Source organism: Phenylobacterium sp. (assembly GCF_044372605.1).
In the GTDB taxonomy this organism is placed as follows: Bacteria; Pseudomonadota; Alphaproteobacteria; order Caulobacterales; family Caulobacteraceae; genus Phenylobacterium.
This window is the reverse complement of record NZ_JBILRO010000004.1, coordinates 21,140-43,968: the sequence shown is the minus strand read 5'-3', so window position 1 is coordinate 43,968 and position 22,829 is coordinate 21,140. Positions and strand designations below refer to the sequence as shown.

The 22,829-nt window shown below is 68.1% G+C and carries 22 protein-coding genes, 1 tRNA gene and 1 pseudogene; 10 read left to right on the top strand and 14 right to left on the bottom strand.

Features of this window, described 5'->3' with window-relative positions; all coding sequences use genetic code 11:
* Positions 1-74 precede the first annotated feature (74 nt).
* The 5 genes from ACIQ42_RS00970 to hemC all read right to left on the bottom strand — a co-directional run bounded on the left by ACIQ42_RS00970 (position 75) and on the right by hemC (position 4,236).
* A tRNA-Thr gene (locus tag ACIQ42_RS00970) sits at positions 75-150 on the bottom strand.
* Between the two features lie 51 nt (positions 151-201).
* Entirely contained in the window at positions 202-1,644 is a 1,443-nt protein-coding gene (locus ACIQ42_RS00965; protein WP_397420356.1) for a heme biosynthesis protein HemY, read from the bottom strand.
* Positions 1,641-2,507 carry a COG4223 family protein gene (locus ACIQ42_RS00960; RefSeq protein WP_397420355.1) on the bottom strand — a complete coding sequence of 289 codons (867 nt, stop codon included), beginning with the start codon at positions 2,505-2,507 and terminating at the stop codon, positions 1,641-1,643. The genes ACIQ42_RS00965 and ACIQ42_RS00960 overlap by 4 nt, the downstream gene beginning before the upstream one ends.
* Positions 2,504-3,205: a uroporphyrinogen-III synthase gene (locus ACIQ42_RS00955; protein ID WP_397420354.1), complete on the bottom strand. Its 702-nt coding sequence runs from the start codon at positions 3,203-3,205 to the stop codon at positions 2,504-2,506. The genes ACIQ42_RS00960 and ACIQ42_RS00955 overlap by 4 nt, the downstream gene beginning before the upstream one ends.
* 53 nt (positions 3,206-3,258) lie before the next feature.
* Positions 3,259-4,236, bottom strand: a complete 978-nt coding sequence (gene hemC / locus ACIQ42_RS00950) for a hydroxymethylbilane synthase (protein ID WP_397420353.1) — start codon at positions 4,234-4,236, stop codon at positions 3,259-3,261.
* 70 nt (positions 4,237-4,306) lie between these two features.
* Here hemC and tsaD point away from each other — a divergent pair, with 70 nt between their 5' ends.
* From tsaD to ACIQ42_RS00925, 5 genes are all read left to right on the top strand, one after another.
* Positions 4,307-5,398 (top strand): tRNA (adenosine(37)-N6)-threonylcarbamoyltransferase complex transferase subunit TsaD, encoded by a 1,092-nt coding sequence (tsaD, locus tag ACIQ42_RS00945; RefSeq protein WP_397420352.1) that lies wholly within the window; start codon positions 4,307-4,309, stop codon positions 5,396-5,398.
* Positions 5,395-6,384 carry an NAD(P)H-dependent glycerol-3-phosphate dehydrogenase gene (locus ACIQ42_RS00940; RefSeq protein WP_397420351.1) on the top strand — a complete coding sequence of 330 codons (990 nt, stop codon included), beginning with the start codon at positions 5,395-5,397 and terminating at the stop codon, positions 6,382-6,384. Before tsaD ends, ACIQ42_RS00940 begins: the two co-directional genes overlap by 4 nt.
* Entirely contained in the window at positions 6,385-6,669 is a 285-nt protein-coding gene (locus ACIQ42_RS00935; protein WP_397420350.1) for a YciI family protein, read from the top strand.
* A complete protein-coding gene (locus tag ACIQ42_RS00930) occupies positions 6,656-7,021 on the top strand; it encodes a Rieske (2Fe-2S) protein (RefSeq protein WP_397420349.1) in 366 nt (121 codons plus the stop codon). The genes ACIQ42_RS00935 and ACIQ42_RS00930 overlap by 14 nt, the downstream gene beginning before the upstream one ends.
* A 140-nt stretch (positions 7,022-7,161) precedes the next feature.
* Positions 7,162-8,127 (top strand): LysR family transcriptional regulator, encoded by a 966-nt coding sequence (locus ACIQ42_RS00925; RefSeq protein WP_397420348.1) that lies wholly within the window; start codon positions 7,162-7,164, stop codon positions 8,125-8,127.
* 36 nt (positions 8,128-8,163) lie between these two features.
* On the opposite strand, the gene ACIQ42_RS00920 is transcribed toward ACIQ42_RS00925, so the two are convergent.
* From ACIQ42_RS00920 to acs, 3 genes and pseudogenes are all read right to left on the bottom strand, one after another.
* Positions 8,164-9,132 (bottom strand): small ribosomal subunit Rsm22 family protein, encoded by a 969-nt coding sequence (locus ACIQ42_RS00920; protein ID WP_397420347.1) that lies wholly within the window; start codon positions 9,130-9,132, stop codon positions 8,164-8,166.
* Positions 9,132-9,554 carry a hypothetical protein gene (locus ACIQ42_RS00915; protein ID WP_397420359.1) on the bottom strand — a complete coding sequence of 141 codons (423 nt, stop codon included), beginning with the start codon at positions 9,552-9,554 and terminating at the stop codon, positions 9,132-9,134. Before ACIQ42_RS00915 ends, ACIQ42_RS00920 begins: the two co-directional genes overlap by 1 nt.
* Positions 9,540-11,417 (bottom strand): annotated as a pseudogene (acs, locus tag ACIQ42_RS00910) (acetate--CoA ligase); the annotation flags it as partial. The gene ACIQ42_RS00915 and the pseudogene acs, both read right to left, overlap by 15 nt.
* A 167-nt stretch (positions 11,418-11,584) precedes the next feature.
* Here acs and ACIQ42_RS00905 point away from each other — a divergent pair.
* Positions 11,585-12,073, top strand: coding sequence for a hypothetical protein (locus ACIQ42_RS00905; protein ID WP_397420346.1), 489 nt, complete (start codon positions 11,585-11,587; stop codon positions 12,071-12,073).
* Positions 12,074-12,365: 292 nt separating this feature from the next.
* Positions 12,366-13,112 carry a creatininase family protein gene (locus ACIQ42_RS00900; protein ID WP_397420345.1) on the top strand — a complete coding sequence of 249 codons (747 nt, stop codon included), beginning with the start codon at positions 12,366-12,368 and terminating at the stop codon, positions 13,110-13,112.
* Between the two features lie 675 nt (positions 13,113-13,787).
* Here ACIQ42_RS00900 and ACIQ42_RS00895 read toward each other — a convergent pair.
* From ACIQ42_RS00895 to ACIQ42_RS00880, 4 genes are all read right to left on the bottom strand, one after another.
* On the bottom strand, positions 13,788-15,092 hold the full coding sequence (locus ACIQ42_RS00895) for an Hsp70 family protein (RefSeq protein ID WP_397420344.1): 1,305 nt from the start codon (positions 15,090-15,092) through the stop codon (positions 13,788-13,790).
* Positions 15,093-15,224: 132 nt separating this feature from the next.
* Positions 15,225-15,599: a type II toxin-antitoxin system VapC family toxin gene (locus ACIQ42_RS00890; protein ID WP_397420343.1), complete on the bottom strand. Its 375-nt coding sequence runs from the start codon at positions 15,597-15,599 to the stop codon at positions 15,225-15,227.
* Positions 15,583-15,876, bottom strand: coding sequence for a type II toxin-antitoxin system Phd/YefM family antitoxin (locus ACIQ42_RS00885; protein WP_397420342.1), 294 nt, complete (start codon positions 15,874-15,876; stop codon positions 15,583-15,585). The genes ACIQ42_RS00890 and ACIQ42_RS00885 overlap by 17 nt, the downstream gene beginning before the upstream one ends.
* Before the next feature lie 99 nt (positions 15,877-15,975).
* Positions 15,976-18,267, bottom strand: a complete 2,292-nt coding sequence (locus ACIQ42_RS00880) for an NADP-dependent malic enzyme (protein WP_397420341.1) — start codon at positions 18,265-18,267, stop codon at positions 15,976-15,978.
* Positions 18,268-18,445: 178 nt separating this feature from the next.
* Here ACIQ42_RS00880 and dapB point away from each other — a divergent pair, with 178 nt between their 5' ends.
* Together dapB and ACIQ42_RS00870 are read left to right on the top strand one after the other, a co-directional pair.
* On the top strand, positions 18,446-19,219 hold the full coding sequence (gene dapB / locus ACIQ42_RS00875) for a 4-hydroxy-tetrahydrodipicolinate reductase (protein ID WP_397420358.1): 774 nt from the start codon (positions 18,446-18,448) through the stop codon (positions 19,217-19,219).
* A 1-nt stretch (position 19,220) separates the two neighbouring features.
* Positions 19,221-20,657, top strand: a complete 1,437-nt coding sequence (locus ACIQ42_RS00870) for an amidase family protein (RefSeq protein WP_397420340.1) — start codon at positions 19,221-19,223, stop codon at positions 20,655-20,657.
* 187 nt (positions 20,658-20,844) lie between these two features.
* Here the strand turns inward: ACIQ42_RS00870 and ACIQ42_RS00865 are convergent, their stop codons facing one another.
* Together ACIQ42_RS00865 and ACIQ42_RS00860 are read right to left on the bottom strand one after the other, a co-directional pair.
* On the bottom strand, positions 20,845-21,468 hold the full coding sequence (locus ACIQ42_RS00865) for a 2-hydroxychromene-2-carboxylate isomerase (RefSeq protein ID WP_397420339.1): 624 nt from the start codon (positions 21,466-21,468) through the stop codon (positions 20,845-20,847).
* 8 nt (positions 21,469-21,476) lie between these two features.
* Positions 21,477-22,214: an SDR family oxidoreductase gene (locus ACIQ42_RS00860; RefSeq protein WP_397420338.1), complete on the bottom strand. Its 738-nt coding sequence runs from the start codon at positions 22,212-22,214 to the stop codon at positions 21,477-21,479.
* Between the two features lie 87 nt (positions 22,215-22,301).
* Here ACIQ42_RS00860 and ACIQ42_RS00855 point away from each other — a divergent pair, with 87 nt between their 5' ends.
* Positions 22,302-22,745 carry a winged helix-turn-helix transcriptional regulator gene (locus ACIQ42_RS00855; protein WP_397420337.1) on the top strand — a complete coding sequence of 148 codons (444 nt, stop codon included), beginning with the start codon at positions 22,302-22,304 and terminating at the stop codon, positions 22,743-22,745.
* Positions 22,746-22,829 lie beyond the last annotated feature (84 nt).

Sequence of the window (22,829 nt, the reverse complement as noted above, 5' to 3'; positions counted from 1 at the left end):
GCTGCCCTTAGCTGATGCCCGAGTGTCCTACTTAGGACCGCGCCCGCCTGACGGGCGCCGCGCGCCGGAACAAATGGTGCCGCCTAGGTGACTCGAACACCTGACCCCCGCATTACGAATGCGGTGCTCTACCGGCTGAGCTAAGGCGGCTCCTGTCCGGGGACGCGGGCTTGTACCTGTGCCGGGTCGATTTGGGAAGGGTCAGGGGAGAGGCCGCCCGGCTTCGGGCTGATCATAGTCCTCGTCCACTGCGTAGAGCACAGGCTCGATCAACATCGGCCCCGCATTGGCGTAGGCGATAGGCAGGTCCGGGAGTTCACGCAGGGTGCGCTCGCGACGTTCGTGACGCGGGTGAATAAGGTCGCCGGTCTCGGCAAAGGTAATCACCAGCCGCGCCCAGTCCGAGGCGTGATAGGCGAAGGCGCGGCCCTCGGGATCAAGATCGGACCAGTCCGGCTCGGGCGGGGCGTTGAGGCCCCGGGCCAGCCACATGCGGGCCTCATCGACAGCGCCGGCGGCAAAGGCGGCCCGCGCCATCAGCCCCGCAATCCGGGCGGTCACCGGCTCAGGCTCCAGCGCGCGCGCGGCTGACAGCGCACCGGCGGCATCGCCCGTGACCAGGGCCTGCTCGACATAGAGGATCAGGCTTTCCCGGTGCGTCGGGTTGACGGCGGCCAATTGCGCCAGCCGCGCGGCGCGCTGTCTGGGGGTCTCGTCGGTCTTGAGATCACGATAGGCCAACCATAGCGCCGGATGCGGCCGCGCCCGCCAGGCGCTCTCCAGGGCCGCGGTGGCCCGGCCCAGCTTGTTATCCTGGGCCAGCAGACGGGCCGCCATCACCACGCCGGGCGCAAAGGCCGGTTGCAGCTTGGCGGCTTCGACAGCCTGATCCCGGGCGAGGGACCGCGCGCGCGGTTCAGGGGCGTGCTCAAGCTGGGCTGCAGAGGCCGCCAGCAAGGCCGCCCGGGCGCGCTCGGCCACCACCGGCGGCACAATCCTGCGGTCCAGCGCGCTCTTCACCAGCTCCAGTCCGCCCTCCCAGTCACCGGCCTCCAGCCGGGCCTCCAGGATCGCGCGCCAGGCCCAGCGGGCAGATCGCTTTTCGCCATAGGCTTCCTGGGCGTGGCGCAGCGCGGTCTCCCGGGCGCCCTGGCCCAGGGCCAGCTGCATCAGGCCGCGATGGCCGGCCAGCCGCATCTCCGGAAAGCCCAGCATGGCGGTATAGGCCGCCTGGGCCTGGGCCACGTCGCCGGCGGCTTCCGCCGACTGCGCCGCCAATACCCGCACGAGGCCGGGCGCCTCGGCCAGTTCCGCAGCCTTCTTGGACAGTCGCAGGGCTTCTGATCCATCGCCGGCCGCCACGGCCACAAAGCCCCGGCCCAGCAGGTCGAGCGTCTGGCGCCGCCGGGCCTCGGCGCGCGCCCTTTCGGCGCGGCGCGGCGCGCCCAGCACCCACAGGATCATTCGCCAGATGAAGGCCGCCAGCAGGCCCACCCCCAGCGCGATCAGGATCGCCGCCGCCGCCGTCATGTCAGCGCGCCAGCCCAGCCAGGTGATGCTCGCCCGGCCCGGCTCACCAGCCAGGGTGAGCGCGCCGACAGCGGCGGCCACCAGCAGCAGCAGGACAAAGCTGGCGCGGATCATAGGGCAGCCCCCGGTGACGCCGCCACGCCGGGATCAAGATCGCGGAGCGCGCGGGCGCGAAGGGCGGCCACCTCACGGTCAATGGCGGCGCGGCGTTCGGCGCCCTCGCGCCAGACCGCCACGGCCTCGCGGCCCTTCGGCGGCAGGCGATCCAGCAGCTTGAGTGCGCCGACCACATCGCCCTCCCGCAACGCCAGTTCCGCGCGCGCCACCAGGGCGTCGGTTCCTTCGCCCTCGACATCATCAACCCGCCGCAGGGTCACGACCTTGCCGATCGTGTAGGAGATCGTCGCCCAGAGCCCCGCATCCGTGGACGGTTTCCGGGATCGACTGGCCACCCGGGCGGCGATGTCTTCGAAGCCCGCGGCGAGCGCGGCCCGGCTTGGCGCGCCTGTCGTCGCCAGGCGGCTGAGCGCGGCCAGTTCCGGCAGTTCGGGCGCGGCGCCGCGCAGCTCGCCAAGTTCTCCGGCGAACGGACGCGATGTCTGGGCGGCATCCATCAGGGCGGCGGCGGCCAGAGCTGCCGTCGCAGCCTCCGTGGAGCGGGACCCCTGGCTCTCCAGAATGGCAATCCGCGCCCTCAGCCGGGCGACCTCCTCCGAGGGGCGCGGGGCGGGTTCAGCGTTCGCCGGATACAGGACCCCTGGAGCCTGCGGCTGTGGCATGGTCTGGGGTGCGACCGTCGAAACCGCCTCCGGCCCGGTGCGAGGTGTCAGGAGACGGGGACCCAGCAGCGCCACGGCGGCGCCGGCCAGCACGCAAAGCACACCGAACGCCATGAACACCCAGAAGCCGAGACCGAGCAAAGGCCTGGGCCGGTAGGTCGCGGGATCCCTGGGGGCTTCGGTGTCCGATGGGGTCATGAACGTCGATCAATCAGGTTCAGGAGCGCCGCTTCAAGCGGAAACGGCGGATAGAGCTTACCCCCCGTTGCGATGCGACCCAAAGGCTGCAGCACCGCCCTGGACAAACCCAATGCGCGCATCTGCGGCGCGGGGTGGCGCTTCAGGACCCTGGCCAGGGCCTCGGCGGCGCGTGCCGAGTGCAAAAGCACCGCGTCGCTGCGGCACAGGACCTCCGCTGCGGCATCATCCGTTTCGATCGGCACGGTCTCGTACAGTGTGAGCCGACGCGCCTCCACGCGGTGCTTCTCGAGCGCGCCCACCAGATCACCGGCGAGATCGAAGGCGCCGGGATGCAGGACCACACCGCGCAGTTCATTGCGCCGCGCCGCGATGCCTTCCGCGAGGGCCAGGACATCGCCGTTCGCCGACAGCACGGATTTGAACCCGGCCTTGCGGGCCGCGAGCGCCGTCGCAGCGCCCACGGCAAATGCCGTCAGAGCCCGCTCACCGCTCTTGTCGGCAAAGGCGCGGACGCCATTGGCGCTGGTGAAGGCCAGGGCGACAACACCGCGAAGGTCCACCGTCGCCTCCGGCAGCAGCCGGACCTCAAGCAACGGCGCGACCACCGCATCATGCCCCATGGCGCGCACGCGCTCGGCCGTTACGTCCGCTCCGGGCTGAGCCCGGGTAATCCAGATTTTCTGCCTGCGCGCCATCAGGCGTTACTGTTATCCGACCCTATCGCTCCGCGCCAATCAGGAAGCGGCGTTCAGAGGACGATGTCGTCGCCCGCCTCGTCCTTGATGGCCTGTCCCAGCGAAAGGCCAAGGTCGTGGGCCGAAGCCAGCGGGTCGGACAAGCGGGTGACCTCGGACTCGCCCGTGTGGCGGAACCGCAGGGTTCCCCCGGGCGAGAGGGCCTCGACGATCAGATGCAGCGCGCCGCCCTCGAGCCACGCATGAGCGCCCACCGGCGTACGGCAGGACCCCTCCAGCGCGATCAGGGCGCCGCGTTCGGCCGTGACGCACAGGGTGGTGGTCTCGCAGACCAGGGCCTGAACCCACGGCAGGTCGCGGTCAGCCTCCCGCACCTCGATGGCGAGCGCCCCCTGCCCCGGCGCCGGCGGTGCCTGGCGGGGATCGATCAGGCTCTTGGGCAGGTCGCCCAGCCCAAGCCGGCGCAGACCGGAATAGGCCAGCAGGATGGCGTCGGCGTCGCCCGCAGCCAGCTTGGCCAGGCGTGTGTCCACATTGCCGCGCAGCATCTGGACCTTCAGATCGGGCCGCCGATAGAGGCACTGGGCCTGTCGCCGCAGGCTGGCGGTGCCCAGCGTCGCGCCGTCCGGCAGGTCTTCCAGGGTCAGGGGTCCCCGACTCAGGAACGCATCGCGCGGGTCTTCACGTTCGGGGATGGCGGCAATGCACAGGCCCTCGGGCAACACCGAGGGCACGTCCTTCATGGAGTGGATGGCGCAGTCGATGGCGCCGTCGATCAAGGCCTCTTCGATTTCCTTGGTGAAGAGGCCCTTGCCGCCGATCTCCAGCAGGCGGCGATCCTGGATCCGGTCGCCGGAGGTCGTGATCACGATCAGCGGGGCCACTTGCTCAACCGCCCTCGCATCCTGAGGGTCCACGCCCAGCTGGGCGGCGATGCGGCGTTGCATATGGCCGGCCTGGGCGAGGCTCAGCTTGGAGCCGCGCGCGCCGATGCGCACAGGTCCGGTGCGGGCATGCGGTTGCGTGGGCACGGTCGGCGGTCTACCTCGGACAGAGTAAAGCGTCAGGCCTGCTACAGGAGCCAGCCGTCCCCGGCAACCAATGACCCCCAGCCAAACGGTTCTAGGTCTCGAGACCAGCTGCGACGAAACGGCTGCGGCCGTCGTGCGCCGCCATGATGATGGTCGCGCCGAGGTGCTGTCGTCGATCGTCGGCAGCCAGATCGCGGCGCATGCCCCCTATGGCGGGGTCGTGCCCGAGATCGCGGCGCGGGCACACGTGGAGTCCATCGACGCGATCGCCGAGACGGCGCTGCGTGAGGCGGGGCTGGGCTACGGCGATCTGACCGGGGTTGCGGCGACGGCGGGCCCCGGCCTGGTGGGCGGGGTGATGGTGGGCCTGTCGTTCGGCAAGGCTGTGGCGCTCGCGCGGGGTCTGCCGCTGGTAGCGGTGAACCACCTCGAGGGACACGCCGTCTCGGCGCGTCTGGGCGCCGACATCGGCTATCCGTTCCTGTTGCTGCTGGTCTCGGGCGGGCATTGCCAGTTGCTGGAGGTGGCCGGCGTCGGCGCGTGTCGACGGCTGGGCTCCACCCTCGACGATGCCGCGGGCGAGGCCTTCGACAAGATCGCCAAGGCCATGGGCCTGCCCTACCCGGGCGGTCCGGCGCTGGAGGCGCTGGCCGAGGGTGGCGATCCCGGCCAGTTTACACTTCCCCGCATGCTGCTGGGGCGGAAGGACTGCGACTTCTCCTTCTCGGGACTGAAGACCGCCGCAGCAAGGCTGGCGGAGGGCGTCTCCGACCCGACAGCTCGCCGGGACCTGGCGGCCTGCGTGCAGGCGGCGATCGCGGGCCAGCTCGCCGAGAAGAGCGCACGCGCGATGCAGGCCTATGCGCCGGATCATGCCGAGGCCGGGCTCCGGTTTGTGGTCGCCGGTGGGGTCGCCGCCAATAGAGCTGTCCGCGCCGCCCTGCAGGCGGTCGCCACGTCCAATGGCTTCAGCTTTGATGCGCCGCCGCTGGCCTACTGTACCGACAATGCCGCCATGATCGCCCTGGCCGGCGCCGAGCGGCTGGCGCTGGGGCTGACGGACGGGATGGACGCCATCGCCCGCCCGCGCTGGCCGCTGGATCAGATCGCGGCGGCGGCCCACCCGATGCACCCTGCCGGTCGGAAGGGCGCCAAGGCATGATCCGCGTCGGCGTCATGGGCGGCGGCGCCTGGGGTACGGCGCTGGCCCAGGTCTGCGCACGCGCCGGCCGTGAGGTGATCCTGTGGGCGCGCGAGCCGGACGTGGTGGAAACCATCAACGCCCGCCACGAGAACGTCAGCTTCCTGGCCGGCATTCCACTGGAGCCGCAGATCCGCGCCACGGGTCAGCTGTCCGACCTGGCCGGCGCCGATCTGGTTCTGGCCGTGCCGCCCGCGCAGCACATGCGCACGACGCTGCTGGCCTTCGCATCCCATGCCCGACCTGGCTTGCCGGTCCTGCTTTGCTCGAAGGGCGTGGAGCAGGGCTCGTTGAAACTGATGACCGAGGTGCTGGCCGAAACCTTGCCCGGGGCCGCGCCGGCCGTCCTGTCAGGGCCCAGCTTCGCCGCCGAGGTGGCCCGCGGCCTGCCCACCGCTGTCACCCTGGCCTGCCCGGACATGGCGCAGGCGGAGAGGCTGGCTGAAGCGATCGCCACGCCGATGTTCAGACCCTATTTCGCGACGGACATGATCGGCGCGGAGGCCGGCGGCGCGGTCAAGAATGTGCTGGCCATCGCCTGTGGCATCGTCGAGGGCCGGGGTCTCGGCCGTTCGGCCCACGCGGCGCTGATCACCCGCGGCTTCTCGGAGTTGACCCGGCTGGCCATAGCCCTGGGCGGCGAGGCCGAGACCGTGGCCGGGCTCTGCGGCCTTGGCGATCTGGTGCTGACCTGCTCCAGCCCGCAGTCGCGCAACATGAGCGTGGGTCTGGCGCTGGGCAAGGGGCTGACGCTGGAAGAGGCTCTAACCGGAAAACTGTCGGTGGCTGAGGGCGTGGCCTCGGCGCCCGCCGTGCGCGACCTCGCCCGGAAACTGGGCGTGGAGACACCGATCTGCGAGGCCGTCGCGGCCATCCTTGACGGCAAGGTGGGTGTCGATGTGGCGATCCACGAGCTGCTGTCACGCCCGTTGAGAGAGGAAAACTAGATGCCGCTGTTTGTTCTGTTCTGTGTCGACAAGCCGGGGTCTCTCGACCTGCGGATGGCTACCCGTGATGCTCATCTGGCCTATATGCGCGACAAGGCCGGAATGCTGAAGCTGGGGGGCCCCATGCTGGACGACGAGGGTCAGATGGCCGGCTCCATGCTGATCGTGGACGCGCCCGACCATGCCGCCGCCGTCGCCCTCAACGCCCACGACCCCTACACCCTGGCGGGCCTCTGGGAGCGGGTGGACGTCAAGGCGTTCAAGGCCACCCTTGGCCAGCTTTGAACCCGACAACCCGGCGCGACCGCCCGCAGGCCTGCGGCTTTGCGCCCTGAGCGAGATCACCGATCCCGGCGGCAAGAGTTTCCGGTTTCGCGAAGGCTCGCGGATATTTGCCGGCTTCGTCATCCGCCAGGGCGATGCAGCGCGCGGGTTTGTCGACAGTTGCCCCCATGCCGGATGGCCCCTGGCCCCCATGGATGATCGCTACCTCACGCGCGACGCCCGCCACATTTTCTGCGCCGGACATGGTGCGCTGTTCAGCATGGACGGTCACTGCGTGGCCGGGCCGTGCGCCGGCGATGATCTGGCCCCTTGGCGTGTCGAAGTCCGCGATGGGGACGTCTTCACGCTCTGAGGATCACCCCGGTCGGGGCTGGGAGCCCCGGGAAACCCTGACCTTGCAACACACTTCGTCCACCCCAGATACGGATGGGGCGCTCACATCGCGTGTAGGTGCGCTTGCAGATCAGGTCTGCATAACTGCAGAGTGGCGACATGTTCGACTGGAACGACCTCAAAGCCTTTCTGGCGGTGGCCCGCGGCGGCTCCACGCTTGCGGCCTCCAAGGCCCTTGGCGTCAACCAGACCACCGTGGCGCGCCGGATCGAGAGCCTGGAGCAGAACCTGGGTTTCAAGCTATTTGAGCGGGGTCAGACCGGCAGTCGGGTGACGGAGGCGGGCCAGAGCCTGATCGGTGAGGCGGAAAACGTCGAGCGCGCGGCCATCCGGTTCGCCAATCTGGCGGCCATGCAGATGCGCGGTGTCTCAGGCGCGCTCCGGCTGACCACCACCGAACTGGTGGCCAACGTCATGGTGATTCCGGCGCTCGGGGCTTTCCGGGCGATCCATCCTGATGTGCAGGTGGATCTGATGGTCACCGACCGGTCGCTGGACCTGGAAGGTGGTGAGGCGGATCTCGCCATCCGCACCGGCCAGTCCCTCGCCACCTCCGATCTGGTCGCCCGCAAGATCTGCGACCACGACATAGCGCTGTATTGCAGCCGGGAATACGCCGTCCGACGCGGCGTGCCTGCCGCCGCCGAAGACCTCCCCCACCACGACCTCATCGATGTTTCCAGTGAGATGGGCGAGACCCCGGCGGCGGCCTGGGTGAAGCGCCATTCCGGCGGCAAGATCCCGATCACCCGGTCCAACAGCATGGCCAGTATGGTCTATGCCGTAAAGGCTGGCCTCGGGATCGGAGCTTTGCCCACCACCATCGGCGATATTGATACCGACCTGCTGCGTTGCTCCGACGTCATCCTGGAAGCCCGCATTTCGTCATGGATCGTCACCCGCCGCGAGTTAAAGGACACGCCCCGCGTCCGCGCCTTCATCGATTTCATGGCGCCCCACCTGCAGGCAGAAATCCGCAAGCTCGAGGAGCAGGGCCGGGCGCGCATCGCTGCCGACGCAGCCATCGTGGTGCCCTTCTCCACCCGGACAGGATCAGACGGCTAGCCGGCGGTCACCCTCCGGCCCACGCCGGGCTCGCGCTCACCCCTCATGAACGTCGCCCCAGTCAAGCCGACGGGCCACCGCATGGGCGGACTTGTCGCGGCGGGCGACGAAGCGTCGCTCCACACCGTCCGGGCCGCAGAGTTTGAGCTCGATGCCCGGCTTGCCCACCCGGGGCCGATCCAGCACGCGGGGGTGTCGCGGCGCGATCCCGAGGCCGGGTCGGGCCACCAGCAGATAGGCGTACTTCTCGTCCTCGTAGGGAACCTCGGCGCCCTTGGCCAGACGATGGTCGCGGCTGCGCGCCAGGCGCACACTGAAGTGACACCAGTCGGGGTCGATCAGCGGGCAGGCCTCCTCGTGCGGACAGGGCGCTGCGACCACCGCGCCGGCGTCGATCAGGACACGCCGGGCCGCCAGAAGCCGCGCATATCCCGCTGGCGTGCCGGGCTCGACCAGGGCCAGCACGCCGCTGCACGCCGCCCACAGATGGCCTGTGACCCGCGCGAGGTCCGCCTCCGCGATCTCGGCGAGGGCGTAGCTGGCCAGCACCAGATCCGCGCCTGGGTAGTCTCCGGCCAGCAAATCGCCGCGGCGGACGGCCGCGGCGGCCAGCGCACTGCCCGCCGCCAGCCGCTGGGCCAGCTCCAGGAAAGGCGGGTTGGCGTCCAGCCAGGTCACCTGCTTCAGGGCCGGCCAGGCCTCAAGCGCCGCCCAGCTGCCGCCGCCGGGGCCGCATCCCGCGTCCAGCAGACTCTGCGGCGAGAACCCCGGGATCATCCGCCCGGCCTCGCTGAAGACCTCGGCGCAGGCGGCATAGGTCGCCGGCAGGCGCGCCAGCGCATAGGCCAGCGCATCGTCCCGCCCCCGGATGGCAGACGCCGAGGTCCCGCCGGCACGATAGGCCGTCGTGGTGGCGGCGGTCCGCGCCGCCATCGACTGGCGTGAGACCCCGGCCATCTCCCGGTCGATGGCGCTACGAAGCGCGGGCGGCAGATCCGGTGACATCAGCCCTGGGCGTCGGCCCGGGTCTTCACCAGATAGTCCGCCACCGCCGTGTCGGCCAGGCCGGAGACATCGCCCGCCTCGCCCGTCGCGGCGATCCGTTCCAGCAGCGGCCGGACCACTTCGCCGGATGGCGTCTTGGGCAGGGGTCCGAACTGCACCATCTCCGGCACGGCCTGGGCGCCCAGCTGGCGGCGCACCCAGCCCTTGAGGTCCGCAGCCAGCACGTCGCTGACCATGGCGCCCGGTTCCGGCGTCACGAACGCCCAGACCGCCTCGCCCCGCCCAGCCGACGGGAACCCGACGGCCGCAGCTTCGGCGACGGCGCCGTGACCCGCCAGAACGGCTTCGATCTCCCGGGTCGAGACCCGTTGACCGTCGCTGATGATCTCGTCATCGCCGCGCCGCGCCGCGCGGTTCTTCACCAGGTCATCCACCACGGCCGGTTCGGCCAGGGTGGAGATGTCGCCCAGGTTGGAAAGATCATCCTCCGCGATCTTGCGCAGGATGCGGCGCATGATCTTGCCCGAGCGGGTCTTGGGCAGACCGGGTGCAAACTGGATCACATCAGGTGCGGCGAAGGGCCCGATCTCGCGCCGCACGTGGCCGCGCAGATCCGCCTGCAAGGCATCGGTCGCGTCTACCCCGACCTTCAGGGTGACATAGCAGTAGATGCCCTGCCCCTTGATATCGTGCGGATAGCCCACGACGGCCGCCTCTGCGACGGCGGTATGGCCCACCAGCGCGCTCTCGATCTCGGCGGTGCCCAGCCGGTGGCCGGAGACGTTGATCACGTCATCCACCCGGCCGGTGATCCAGTAGTAGCCGTCGGCGTCGCGCCGGGCGCCATCGCCGGTGAAGTACTTGCCGGGGTAGGTGGAGAAGTAGGTGTCGATGAAGCGCTGGTGGTCGCCATAGACCGTGCGCATCTGGCCGGGCCAGCTGTCGGTGATGCACAGGTTTCCGCTGATCGCGCCGTCCAGCACCTTGCCCTCGGCGTCCACCAGTTGCGGCATCACGCCGGGCAAGGGCTTGGCGCAGGACCCCGGCTTCAGGGCGTGCGCGCCGGGCAGGGGCGTCATCAGACAGGCGCCGGTTTCAGTCTGCCACCAGGTGTCGACGATCGGGCACCGCCCCTCGCCCACCACCCGGTGATACCAGAGCCAGGCCTCGGGGTTGATCGGCTCACCCACCGTGCCCAGCAACCGGATCGAGCTGCGCGAGGTGCGGGTCACCGGCTCGTCGCCCTCCCGCATCAGGGCCCGCAGCGCCGTGGGCGCGGTGTAAAAGATCTCCACCTGATGCTTGTCGCAAACTTCCCAGAAGCGCGACGTGGTCGGGTAGTTGGGTACGCCCTCGAAGATCAGGCTGGTGGCGCCATTGGCCAGCGGCCCATAGACCACATAACTGTGACCGGTCACCCAACCCACGTCGGCCGTGCACCAGAACACCTCGCCGGGTCGGTAGTCGAACACGGTTTCATGCGTCCAGCTGGCCCAGGCCAGATAGCCCCCGGTGGTGTGCAGCACGCCCTTGGGCTTGCCGGTCGATCCCGACGTATAGAGGATGAACAGCGGATCCTCGGCGTTCATCGGCTCCGGGTCGCAACTGTCGGAGACGGTCTTCTTCAGGTCCGAGAACCAGGCGTCGCGACCCTCGACCATCGGAACCTCGGTGTTCGTCCGACGCACCACGATCACGTCGGTCACGCCGGGACACGACTTCAACGCCTCGTCCACATTGGCCTTCAGCGGCACAACCTTGCCGCCGCGCAGGCCCTCGTTGGCGGTAATGACGACCTTCGAATCGCAGTCCTGGATTCGCCCGGCGATGCTGTCGGGCGAGAAGCCGCCGAACACCACCGAATGCACCGCGCCGATCCTTGCGCAGGCCAACATCGAGGCCGCCGCCGCCGGGATCATCGGCAGATAGATGGTGACCCGATCGCCCTTCTTGACGCCGCGCGCCTTCAGCACATTGGCCCAGCGGCAGACCTCGGCGTGCAGCTGGCGATAGGTCAGCTTGTCGTGGACGCTGCCGTCGTCGTTTTCCCAGATCAGGGCGACGGTATCGCCGTTGCTCTTGAGGTGCCGGTCCAGGCAGTTGACCGAAACGTTCAGCACCCCGTCGGCGTACCAGCGGACGCGGAAGTCTTCCTTGTGGAACGAGACATCCTTGACCTCGGTAAACGGGGTCATCCAGTCGAGCCGGCGGCCGATGTCAGTCCAGTACCCCTCGGGGTCAGCGTCCACACGACGCAGGGCGGCGTCATAGGCCGCCGCATTCATATGGGCTTTCTTCGCCCAGGCCTCGGGAACCGGAAACACTTCGCCGTCGGACACGCTCAATCTCCCGCAGGAACTTCCACGCAGGGACTAAGCGCAGACGGCCCGTATGCGCAACACGTGTGCGAAGGACCCTTGCCCCTGCGTCCGCGTCCGCAGACCTTCCAGCGATGATTCGCCGCCTCCTCGTGATTGCGTTTGTCTCGGCCGGCCTCGCCGGTTGCGGCGACGCTGCGCCCAGAGGCGCCACTGAGTCCGCCGCCCGCCTGCTGGCTGCGGCGGCCAAGGGTGATCGCGTCGCCTTCGAGGCCGAGATTGACCGCCCGGCCGTCCGCGACGATGTCCGGCGGCAGATGTCCGAGGTCGCACGGTCCAGGGTGCTGGATGTGGAGGGCGGGCCCTCGGAGTTTGCGCTCGATCGGATGATCGGGCCGGACGCGGTGCACCTGGTGCGCGCGGGCTCCAGCCAGGCTCTGACCACCGCGCCGGGTGTCGATCAGATCGCCGGGCAAATGAAGGCCATCGACGGGAACCGCGCGTGCCTGGCCGACGCCCGGGCGCCAGATCGCTGCCTGCTGACCTTCGCCAGGGCCAAGGGCGGGTGGCGACTGGTGGGCATGCAGGCCTCCGACCTGCGGATCGAAGTTTCCGGCGATTGACCTGGTCGGTACTGAGCAGGACCCGCAAAAACAGCTGCGGGCAATCCGGCACCATCACCCCCAGGAGTGTCATCCCGGTTTTCTCCGCAGGAGAAAGACCGGGACCCATGAACTCCGCGCTGCAAGTCCTCGCGAGGTGGTAACGCTTCGCCCTGTGATCGATGCACGGAGTTTATGGGTCCCGGTCTTTCGTTTCACGAAAACCGGGATGACACCGGGGAGTTGCGATTGACCTCGGCGCTCGACCCGGTCGGTAATGGGCCGCACGCTCGCACGCGAAGGGACCCTCCATATGTTGCTGCACCTGTCCACCTGGGCCGAGATCGAGGGCTTTCTGGCGCGGTCAAAGACGGTGGTCGTGCCCATCGGCTCCAACGAGCAGCACGGACCCACCGGCCTGCTGGGCACCGACTGGCTCTGCCCGGAGATCATCGCCCATGAGGCCCAGAAGACCGGCGACATCCTGGTGGCGCCCACCTTCAACATCGGCATGGCCCAGCACCATCTGGACTTCCCCGGCACCATCGCGCTGCGCCCCTCCACCTTCATGCTGGCGATCGGCGACTGGGTGCGGAGCCTGGCGCACCACGGGTTCGAGAAGATCTATTTCCTGAACGGCCACGGCGGGAACACCGCCACCATCGATGCGGCCTTCTCGGAACTCTACGCCGAGGTCAGCTATTCCGGCGGCAAGCGCGGCTTCGCCTGCAAGCAGAAGAACTGGTGGGAGCTGAAGGGCGTGATGGGTCTGGCCGGCCGCCAGTTCCCCACCGGCCACGGCAGCCACGCCACGCCGTCGGAGATCGCCGTCACCCAGTGGGCCTATCCGGACGCCATCAAGACCGCCAACTACGCCCCGCAGATCGCCCCCACCGGCCCCATCCGCGAAGCCGCCGACTTCCGCGCCCGCTACGCCGACGGGCGCATGGGCTCCGACCCCGGCCAGGCGAGCCCGGAAAAGGGCGGGGAGCTGGTCAAGATGGCGGCCGCCTCGCTGATCGAGGATGTCGCGGCGTTCGGCGCGGAGGTGGCGCCTTAGGGGTCTCCCCCTCGCGTGGGGGCGCTTCATTGAGGTGAAACTCGCGACAATCTCTGATTTGAATTGCGCGGCCGGGCCAATCCGGCTGGTACTCAGTTCAATTGTCGCCGGTGCTTTTCGTATTTTTGAGCAAAAGACAGTCAAATAGTGGTCGATTGAAATGAGAAAATACTCCCTGTTGTTATCGTCAGGGTGCTTTTCGGCTGGCGTTTTGTTGACTTCGCTCGAATCCTACGTGGCGAGAATTATTGGAATTGGATTATTTTTGATCTCGATTTATCTGCTGAACGAATGGCAATCTGACCAACAATCACGAAAACAATTCGATGCAGATAATTATCGGCGAGAAAACACAAGTAAAATTACAGTCGCTGCTTTCTTGACAATTATTGTTTCCTCAGCGGCTGGTCTGTATTTCATCTATGTTTGATGTGACGTCCAAAATCGTTTAATTTTACAACAACCCTCCTTTAATCGGTGCGGCGAGACCAAGAGACGAAGGCCCAAGGACCCCTTCGCCCCTTGCGGGAGAAGGTGGCAGGCGAAGCCTGACGGATGAGGGGTCGCGCCGGTCTCTCCGCAGATGTTTCCAGAGCTTGCTTGAGAGGTTCTTCGACCCCTCATCCGACCGCCTGCGGCGGCCACCTTCTCCCACAAGGGGCGAAGGGGCTCAGCTCAAGTCCCCGAACGCGCCGTCCACTGGCTGAGGTCGCGTTCGCGGGCCATCAGGGCCAGACCTGAGGCGATGGACTCCAGTTCCGCGCCGGTCTCGATGCGGCCGGATTCGAACCGGCGATGGAAGATCGCGCGCACCGCCGGCACCAGCGACGACCCGCCTGTCAGGAACACCCGGTCGATGCCGCCCGCCGGCAGCCCGGCGTCCGCCAGCGCCTGATCCACCGCGACCTCGATCTTCGCCAGCTCCGGCGCGATCCAGCCCTCGAACTGCGCGCGGGCCACATCGCGGACAATCCGGATCGATCCCGCCTCGAACCGGAACTCCGCCATCGCTTCGGTCGACAGCGTCTCCTTCAGTTTCGAGACGGCACGGTAGAGGCGGTAGCCGTAGTTCTCGTCCAGCGTCTCCACCAGCCGCGTGATCTTCTCCGGCTCCACCGCCTCGCGCACCAGCTTGCGGATCTCGCGCATGTCGCGGCTGGCCCGCATCATCGCCAGCTGATCCCAGCGCGCGAAGGCGGCGTAGTAGCGGTTGGGGATCGGCAGCACCTTGCCGAAGCTCTCGTAGCTCGACCCCTTGCCCAGCTCCGGCGAGACCAGGCTGTCGATGATCCGGTAGTCAAATGCATCGCCCGCCACCCCCACGCCCGCCCGACCCAGCGGGATCGCCCGCATCTCGCCGCCGTGCCGTTCAAACCGGATGATCGAGAAGTCCGAGGTGCCGCCGCCGAAGTCGCCCACCAGCACGGTGGCGTCCTCCTTAAGCGCCCGCGCAAAGAAGAAGGCCGCGCCGACCGGCTCATAGGCATAGAGCACCTCGCGCACGCCCATCCGCTGGAAGGCGATCTCGTAGCGCTCCAGCGCCAGGCTCTCCTTCGGCGAACCGCCGACAAAGGTGACCGGCCTGCCCACGATCACCCGATCCGGCAGCCCTGAGAGCGCGCCGCCCGCATAGTCGCGCACCTTCAGCAGAAACGTGGAGAGCAGATCCTCGAACCGGTAGCGCCGCCCCAGGATCTGGGTCTCGGTAAAGCTCTCCTGCGCGGCGAAACTCTTGAACGACTGGATGAACCGCGTTTCCGCCGGGTCCTCCACATAGGCGTCGATAGCCCAGGGCCCGGCGGCGATCTGCCGATCCTGCGGCGCCTCGGCGGGGGCATGGAACGAGAGGCAGCTACGAAACGCAAACAGCTCCCCCTCGGGCGCCGGAAACGTCACCAGACGCGCGGGTCCGTTCGCATCAGCGAGCGCCAGCACGGTGTTGGTGGTGCCGAAATCGATACCCAGACTGTAGCCGGACATGCGCGGGGACCTTTGGAGGGCGCGCTGTGTAGCAAAGGCGGGACGGCAGCAACAGGGCTCCATCGCCGAGGCTTCAGAAATCAGCCGACACCCTGGCTAACCCTCAACCGCACACCGGCTACCCCACCAGCCTCACCACACAACCCGCACCGGATAGCGCGCCAGCGTGGTGTCGGCGGTCGCCAGGGGCAGGTCGAGTGTGATGGCGTGGGCGATGAGCATGCGGTCGACGGGGTCGCGGTGAATGTCCGGCAGCGTCTGGACGACCGCGCGGCATTCGGCCGGAAAATCGAGCAGATGAAAGCCCATGACGTCGCGCAGTTGATCCAGGTCGACGCCTTGGCCAAAGCGTCCACGCATCAGCAGATCGACGTATTCGTGCGCCGTCACCGCGCTGACGAACAGGCGTGTGCCGGGGTCCGGCAGCAGGCTGAGGAAGTCCGGCCCAAGACGCCTGTCCCCGGCCGCGAACCAGACCAGGACGTGCGTATCAAGCAGCAGGTCCAAATTTCCTCCGGAACCGCACAAGCGGGTCGTCGCGATCGGCCTTCAAGGCCTCAAGGCTGAGATCCTGCCCCGAAAACGCCGCCTGGAACGCACCAACGCCGGCGGTGCGACGGGCTGCGACCCGTTCGGCCTCCAGCCTGCCCGCCTCGACCAGCGGCATCAGCTTCAGAACCGGTCGTCCGGCCTTCTGAAGGATGACTTCCTCACCCTCAAGCGCGCGGCTGACAAGTTCCGAGAGGCGCGTCTTGGCCTCGCCAATGTTGACGTTGATGGTCATGCCGCCAACGCTAGGTTGGTCACCGGCCTTGGTCAAGCAGGTTGGTCATGTCACGCACCTGTGCCGCAGGCCGCAATTGCCAGCGGAAGAACCCCTACCTCAGAGATCCAGCTCCACCAGCGGCCGGTCATAGGCGCAGAACGTCGCCATCTGCAGGATCCGCGAGACCGACGAGCCCAGCGGGCAGATCTGCACCGGCTTGTCCAGGCCCAGCAGGATCGGGCCGATCACCTCGGCGCCGCCCAGGGACTTGATCAGCTGCGTTGAGATGGCCGCCGAATGGATCGCCGGCATGATCAACACATTGGCCGGGCCGGTCAGGCGCATGAAAGGATAGGCGCCGCGGGATTCCGGCTCCAGCGCCAGTTCCGGCGGCATCTCGCCCTCATATTCGAAGTCGATGCCCTCCATCTCGTCCAGCATGGCCACCGCATCGCGGACGCGGGCCGAGCGCTCGCCCATCGGGTTGCCGAAGGTGGAATAGCTCATGAAGGCCACGCGGGGCTCATAGCCCAGGGTGCGGACGGCGCGGGCGGCCTCGATGGCGATCTCGACCAGCTCCTCGGCCACCGGCATTTCGGTGACGTTGGTGTCGGCGATGAACAGGGTGCGGCCCTTGGCCATCACCACGCTCATGCCGATGATCCGGCCGTCCTCGGCGGGGTCGATGACGTTGAGCACCTCTTCCAGCACCTGGTCGAAGTTACGTGTGACGCCGGTGACCATGCCATCGGCATGGCCCAGCGCCACCATGGCGGCGGCAAAGGCGTTGCGGTCCTGGTTGATCAGCCGCTGGACGTCGCGGCGCAGATAGCCCTCGCGTTGCAGGCGGCCATAGAGCAGGTCCACCGAGGCGTCATTCCACGGCGAGACCCGGGCGTTGACGATCTCAAGGCCGGCTTCGGCTGGCTCCAGGCCGGCGCTGCGCATGTTCTCGTGGACGAGGTCCTCGCGGCCGACCAGCACCGCCTTGCCCAGGCCCTGCTGCTGGAAGGCGTAGGCCGCGCGGATCACGCTCTGCTCCTCGCCCTCGGCGAAGACGATGGTCTTCTGCGGGCCGGAAAGCACCGCGCCCTGCAGCTTCTGCGAGAAAGCGGCGGTGGGGTCGAGGCGGCGCGCCAGCGAGGCGCGGTAGGCGTCCATATCCTCGATGGGCTTGCGCGCCACGCCGGTGTCCATGGCCGCCTGGGCGATGAACGGCGGGATATAGGACAGGAGACGCGGATCGAAGGGCGTCGGGATGATGTATTCCGGGCCGAACTTCATCTTCACGCCGTGATAGGCGGCGGCCACCTCATCGGGCACGTCCTCGCGCGCCAGCATGGCCAGCGCATTGGCGCAGGCGATCTTCATTTCCATGTTCACGCGCCGCGCGCGGACATCCAGCGCGCCGCGGAACAGGTAGGGGAAGGCCAGCACATTGTTGACCTGGTTGGGATAGTCGCTGCGGCCCGTGGCCACGATGGCGTCGGGGCGGACGCTGTAGACCTCCTCCGGGGTGATCTCGGGGTCCGGATTGGCCATGGCGAAGATGATGGGGCGCGGCGCCATGGTCTTGACCAGCTCGGGCGTCAACGCGCCCTTGGCCGACACGCCGATAAAGACGTCGGCGCCGGCCAGCGCATCGGCCAGGGTGCGCTTGTCGGTGTCGACGGCGTGGGCCGACTTCCACTGATTCATATCCTCGGGCCGTCCGCGCCAGAGCACACCCTTGCGGTCGACGGCGATGACGTTGTCCGGGCGGACGCCCATGGCCTTGATCAAGCCCAGGGTGGCGATGCCCGCAGCCCCGGGGCCGTTCAGGACAACCTTGATATCGCTGAGCTTTCGGCCGGTGATCTCGCAGGCGTTTATCAGGCCGGCCGAGCAGATGATGGCGGTGCCGTGCTGGTCGTCGTGAAAGACAGGGATATCCAGCAGGTCCTGAAGTTCCGTCTCGATGCGGAAGCAGTCGGGGCTCTTGATGTCCTCCAGATTGATACCGCCATAGGTGACGCCGATGTTCTTCACCACCGTGATGATCTCGTCGACGTCGGTGCAGCTCATTTCCACGTCGATGGCGTCGACGTCGGCGAAGCGCTTGAACAGCACGCCCTTGCCTTCCATCACCGGCTTGGACGCCAGCGGACCCAGATTGCCCAGGCCCAGAATCGCGGTGCCGTTGGAGATCACCGCCACCAGGTTGCCCTTGGAGGTGTATTCGTAGGCCAGGTCCGGGTCGGCCGCGATGGCCAGCACCGGCACGGCCACGCCCGGTGAATAGGCGAGGCTGAGGTCGCGCTGGGTCGACATCGGCTTGGTGGCCTGGATGCCGATCTTGCCCGGGGTGGGATAGCGGTGAAAATTCAGCGCCTCTTCATCCGTGAAGGTGCGTTTTTCAACCTGGTCCATACGTCCCCCGCCCCTTTGGGCATCAATCCGGCTTCAAGTGGACAACCTATAGACCTGCGTGGGCAGGGACAACGCTTCGCGGCGAGGAACCTTTAGGCCCGGCTTAAGGCTCTGCGTGGTTGACCGGGCGCGCAAGGGCGCGATGCTGGGCGCGCAACACCCAATCGGAGAGATAGTCCTGTCCAGTCCCACGAGAATTGCGATCGCCGGCGCACTGGGCCGCATGGGCCAGGCTGTGCGCGCGATCGTTGACGCTGATCCTGCGCTGGCGCTGGCGGGTCGGTTTGACCGGCCGGGAGTGGCGGGTGACGGCCTCGTCACTGTCGCAGAAGCGCTGGGCGCCGCCGATGTGGTTATCGACTTCACCACGCCGGAGGCCTCCGCAACTCTGGCGGCCGAGGCGGCCGGGCGCGGCGTCGCGCTGATCATCGGCTCCACCGGCCTGTCGCCAGACCACATCCGGCGGATCAACGAGGCTGCAGGCCGTGTCGCCGTGGTGCGCACGGGCAATTTCTCGCTCGGCGTGAACATGCTGATCGGCCTGGTGGGTCAGGCGGCCCGGGCCCTGCCCGCCGACGCCTATGACATCGAGGTGTTCGAAGCCCATCACCGGCGCAAGGTCGACGCGCCCTCGGGCACCGCCCTGATGCTGGGCGAGGCCGCCGCGAGAGGTCGGGGCGTGGCCCTGTCCGATGTCTCCCGACGCGGGCGCGACGGCCTGACCGGCCCCCGGCCTGAAGGCGAGATCGGCTTCTCCGTCATGCGCGGCGGGGACATCATCGGCGAGCACAGCGTCAGCTTCGCCGCCGACGAGGAGATCCTCACCCTCAGCCACTCCGCCCGCGACCGCAGCCTGTTCGCGCGCGGCGCCGTCGTGGCCGCCCGGTGGGCCGTTTCCCAACCGTCAGGCGCCTATGACATGCAGGACGTGCTGGGCTTCCGGACACGCTGAGATGGATAGCCTGATCGACCAGGACGCCACGACCCAGCTGGCCGCACTCGCGGCGGGCCGGGTCTCGTCTGCGGAACTGCTGAAGGCGGCGCTCGCGCGGCATGCCGAGACCCATGGGCGCCTCAACGCCGTGGTCGCCTCCGATCCGGAGCGCGCCCTGGAACGCGCCCGCGCCCTCGACGACGCCCGCTCGCGCGGCGAGATCCTGGGTCCGCTGATGGGCCTGCCCATGACGGTGAAGGACACCTTCGACGTGGCGGGCATGGCGGCGTCCTCCGGGCTGGCTGAGTTCCGGCGTCGGATGACCGGCGACGCCGCCGCCGTGCAGCATGCCCGCCGCGCTGGCGCGGTGATCTGGGGCAAGACCAATGTGCCGGTGATGGCCGCCGACTGGCAGAGCGTCAACGGTCTCTATGGCGCCACCAACAATCCCTGGGACGTCAGTCGTACGCCGGGCGGATCGTCTGGCGGGGCCGCCGCAGCCCTGGCGGCCCGGGTCACCGCGCTCGAGATCGGGTCCGACATCGGGGGTTCGCTTCGGGTTCCGGCATCCTTCTGTGGCGTCTATTCCCACAAGCCGACCTGGGGGCTGGTTTCGCCGCGCGGCCACGTGCCGCCCCATCCCGGATCCTATGCGGAGCGCGACCTCAATGTGGTGGGGCCCATGGCGCGGTCAGCCCGGGACCTGCGACTGCTGCTGTCCACCCTGGAGGCCGGATCGCTGGCGCCTAGCGCGCCTCCGGCCGACCTGAAGGATGTCCGGATCGGACTCTGGCTCGACGATCCGCTGTGCCCGCTGGACCCGCAGGTGCGCGCGACGCTGGAGACTTTTGCGGGCGAGCTTCGCGCCGCCGGCGCGGTGGTGGAGCCCATACTCAGCCCGGTGGACATGCGCGCCTTGCTGTTCGCCTACCAGACCCTGCTGGGCGCCGTCATCGCCGAGGACCTGCCGCCGATGACCCTTCGCGCCATGGAGTTCGCGCGCCCCTTCGCCCGCCTTGCCATGGCTCGCGGCGCCAAACCGCTGTCGCCGGCAGCCAACGTCATGGCCTATACCGCCCGGCATCGTGAGTGGCTGGCCGCCGACGCTGTCCGCGCCCGGCTGCGCCACGAAATCGGCGCGGCCTTCGACAGCTGGAGCGTGATCCTGGCGCCCATCGCGCCGGTGCCGGCCTTTCCGCACGATGCGCGCCCGATCGTCCGCCGTTCGCTGGTCATGTCTGACGGAAAGACGATCCCCTACAGCTCCCTGCTCACCTGGATCAGCCTGGCCACCACGCTCCATCTGCCGGCGACGGCGATCCCGGCGGGTCTGACCGCAGGCGGCCTGCCGGTAGGCGCCCAGCTCATCGGCCCGCGCGGTGGCGACGCCCGCACCCTGGCCGTCGCCCAGGCCATCGACGAGACCGTCCGGGGCTTTCAGCCGCCGCCGGCGTAGGGTCCAAGCCAAAATCCGCTCATCCCGGCGAATGCCGGGACCCAGATGGAATGGCGTTGAGGCGGGTTCTACGTCCGCGCAGCAACTCCAATCATCCCCCCAGCCTTGAGATCTGGGTCCCGGCATTCGCCGGGATGAGCGGACATGATTGAAAGTGTTGACGGTAAATCTCTGCCCGCACTCTGGATCAGGTAGTGGCCGACTGCCGCCGGACTTCGTCCTCGACCTGACCCAGGCGCTCCTTGCCGAAGAACATCTCGTCGCCCACGAAGAAGGTCGGAATGCCAAACACGCCGCGTTCGACCGCGGCTTCGGTATTGGCGACCAGTTCGGCCTTGACCTCGGGGTCCTGGGTGGCTGCGATCAGGGCCTCGCCATCCAGACCTCCGGCTTTCAGGACGCGCAGCACCACCTCAGGATCGTCCATCTTCTCGCCCTCTTCCCACATCGCGGCCAGCACCACGGTGAGATAGGCCTCCTCCACACTGGCTCGCCGGGCCGCCACCAGCCCGCGCATGATCAGCAGCGTGTTCACCGGGAAGTGTGGGTTCTGCTTGAAGGCGGTGAGCTTGTGCTTCTCGATGAAGCGCCGCGTTTCCAGGCCCTCATAGGCAAGCTTGCCCTTCACCCCGCCGAAATTCACCATCGGCGAGGCATTGTTGGTGGCCTTGAAGATCCCGCCCAGCAGGCAGGGGATCAGGCGGACCGTCGCGCCCGTGCGATCGGCGACGCCGACAAGCGCCTTGCGGGCCAGGTAGCCATTGGGGCTGCCGAAATCGAAGATGAAATCGATGGTGACGGGCTTGGTCATGGAGGGGCTCACCAGGTTTCGCGCCAGGGGCGCAGGTCAAGTTCATGGGTCCAGGCGGACCGGGGCTGTTTGTGCAGATTGACGTAGGCGGCGGCGATATCCTCCGGCTTCAGGATCTCGTCCCGCGCCAGCAGGCCCTCCACATCCGTGCGGTTCTCTCGGGTGAACGTGCCGTCCACGGCCCCGTCGATCACCACATGCGCCACATGAATACCCTGCGGCCCCAGTTCGCGGGCCATGCTCTGGGCCACGGCCCTCAGCCCGTGCTTGGCGGCGGCGAAGGCGGCGAAGCCGTCGCGGCCCCGAACGCTGGCGGTGGCGCCGGTGAACAGGATCGAGCCCCGCCCGCGCGGCGCCATCACGCGCGCGGCCTCGCGCCCGGCCAGAAAGCCCGAGAAACAGGCCATCTCCCAGACCTTGGTGAACACCCGCGTCGTGGTCTCGCGGATGCCGAAGCGCACGTTCGCCCCGACGTTGAAGACCACCACCTCCAGCGGCCCGATATCGCGTTCGATGGTCGCAAACAGATCCGTCATCTCCGCCTCGGACCGCGCATCCACCCCATAGGCATGAGCGGCGCCGCCATCGGCCGCGATCGACCCGGCCAGCGCCTGCAAGGCCTCGAGATTGCGCGCCCGACGCGTCATGCAGACCACATGTCCCTCAGCGGCGAAGGCCCGCGCCAGGGCTGATCCCAGCCCGTCGCCCACACCCACGATCAGGCACGCTCCCTTTGTCTCGGGCATCTGGATACTCCGTTCGAAATCCGAATGAACTTCGTCTTGAATTGGAACCCCGTCAATGGGACCCTTGCGTCAAAGCGGAGCAATTCGATGAAGTGGAGTGACCTGGCGCAGGAGCGCTGTTCGGTGGCGCGCTCGGTGGCGGTGATCGGCGACCGCTGGACCCTGATGATCCTGCGCGACTGTTTCCTGGGCATCCGCCGTTTCGAGGACTTCGAGCGTCGCCTCGGCATTTCCCGCAGCATCATCGCCGAACGGCTGAAGACCCTCACCGACGAGGGCGTCCTGCGTCGCGAAGCCTATCAGGACCGCCCGGTGCGCCACGAATACCGCCTGACGGACAAGGGCCTGGCCCTGCATCCGGTGATGATGGCCATCGTCCACTGGGGCGACGTCCACTACGCCGGCGACGAAGGCCCACCCCTGACCCACCGCCACAAGACCTGCGGCTGCGACTTCACGCCGGTCCAGACCTGCTCGGCATGCGGTGAAGAGGTGGTGGCGCGAGACGTGGAGGTCAGGGGGGCGGTCTGAGGTTCGGGCCAGGTCTACGGTCAACAACTTCCGCTCATCCCGGCGAATGCCGGGACCCAGATGGAATGGCGCTGAGGCGGGTTC

Bases quoted from the DNA above. Each gene is read 5' to 3' on its own strand.
- ACIQ42_RS00965 (WP_397420356.1), bottom strand. From the start codon at position 1,644: ATGATCCGCGCCAGCTTTGTCCTGCTGCTGCTGGTGGCCGCCGCTGTC.
- ACIQ42_RS00960 (WP_397420355.1), bottom strand. From the start codon at position 2,507: ATGACCCCATCGGACACCGAAGCCCCCAGGGATCCCGCGACCTACCGG.
- ACIQ42_RS00955 (WP_397420354.1), bottom strand. From the start codon at position 3,205: ATGGCGCGCAGGCAGAAAATCTGGATTACCCGGGCTCAGCCCGGAGCG.
- tsaD (WP_397420352.1), top strand. From the start codon at position 4,307: ATGACCCCCAGCCAAACGGTTCTAGGTCTCGAGACCAGCTGCGACGAA.
- ACIQ42_RS00940 (WP_397420351.1), top strand. From the start codon at position 5,395: ATGATCCGCGTCGGCGTCATGGGCGGCGGCGCCTGGGGTACGGCGCTG.
- ACIQ42_RS00935 (WP_397420350.1), top strand. From the start codon at position 6,385: ATGCCGCTGTTTGTTCTGTTCTGTGTCGACAAGCCGGGGTCTCTCGAC.
- ACIQ42_RS00925 (WP_397420348.1), top strand. From the start codon at position 7,162: ATGTTCGACTGGAACGACCTCAAAGCCTTTCTGGCGGTGGCCCGCGGC.
- ACIQ42_RS00920 (WP_397420347.1), bottom strand. From the start codon at position 9,132: ATGTCACCGGATCTGCCGCCCGCGCTTCGTAGCGCCATCGACCGGGAG.
- ACIQ42_RS00905 (WP_397420346.1), top strand. From the start codon at position 11,585: ATGATTCGCCGCCTCCTCGTGATTGCGTTTGTCTCGGCCGGCCTCGCC.
- ACIQ42_RS00900 (WP_397420345.1), top strand. From the start codon at position 12,366: ATGTTGCTGCACCTGTCCACCTGGGCCGAGATCGAGGGCTTTCTGGCG.
- ACIQ42_RS00895 (WP_397420344.1), bottom strand. From the start codon at position 15,092: ATGTCCGGCTACAGTCTGGGTATCGATTTCGGCACCACCAACACCGTG.
- ACIQ42_RS00885 (WP_397420342.1), bottom strand. From the start codon at position 15,876: ATGACCATCAACGTCAACATTGGCGAGGCCAAGACGCGCCTCTCGGAA.
- ACIQ42_RS00880 (WP_397420341.1), bottom strand. From the start codon at position 18,267: ATGGACCAGGTTGAAAAACGCACCTTCACGGATGAAGAGGCGCTGAAT.
- ACIQ42_RS00870 (WP_397420340.1), top strand. From the start codon at position 19,221: ATGGATAGCCTGATCGACCAGGACGCCACGACCCAGCTGGCCGCACTC.
- ACIQ42_RS00865 (WP_397420339.1), bottom strand. From the start codon at position 21,468: ATGACCAAGCCCGTCACCATCGATTTCATCTTCGATTTCGGCAGCCCC.
- ACIQ42_RS00860 (WP_397420338.1), bottom strand. From the start codon at position 22,214: ATGCCCGAGACAAAGGGAGCGTGCCTGATCGTGGGTGTGGGCGACGGG.
- ACIQ42_RS00855 (WP_397420337.1), top strand. From the start codon at position 22,302: ATGAAGTGGAGTGACCTGGCGCAGGAGCGCTGTTCGGTGGCGCGCTCG.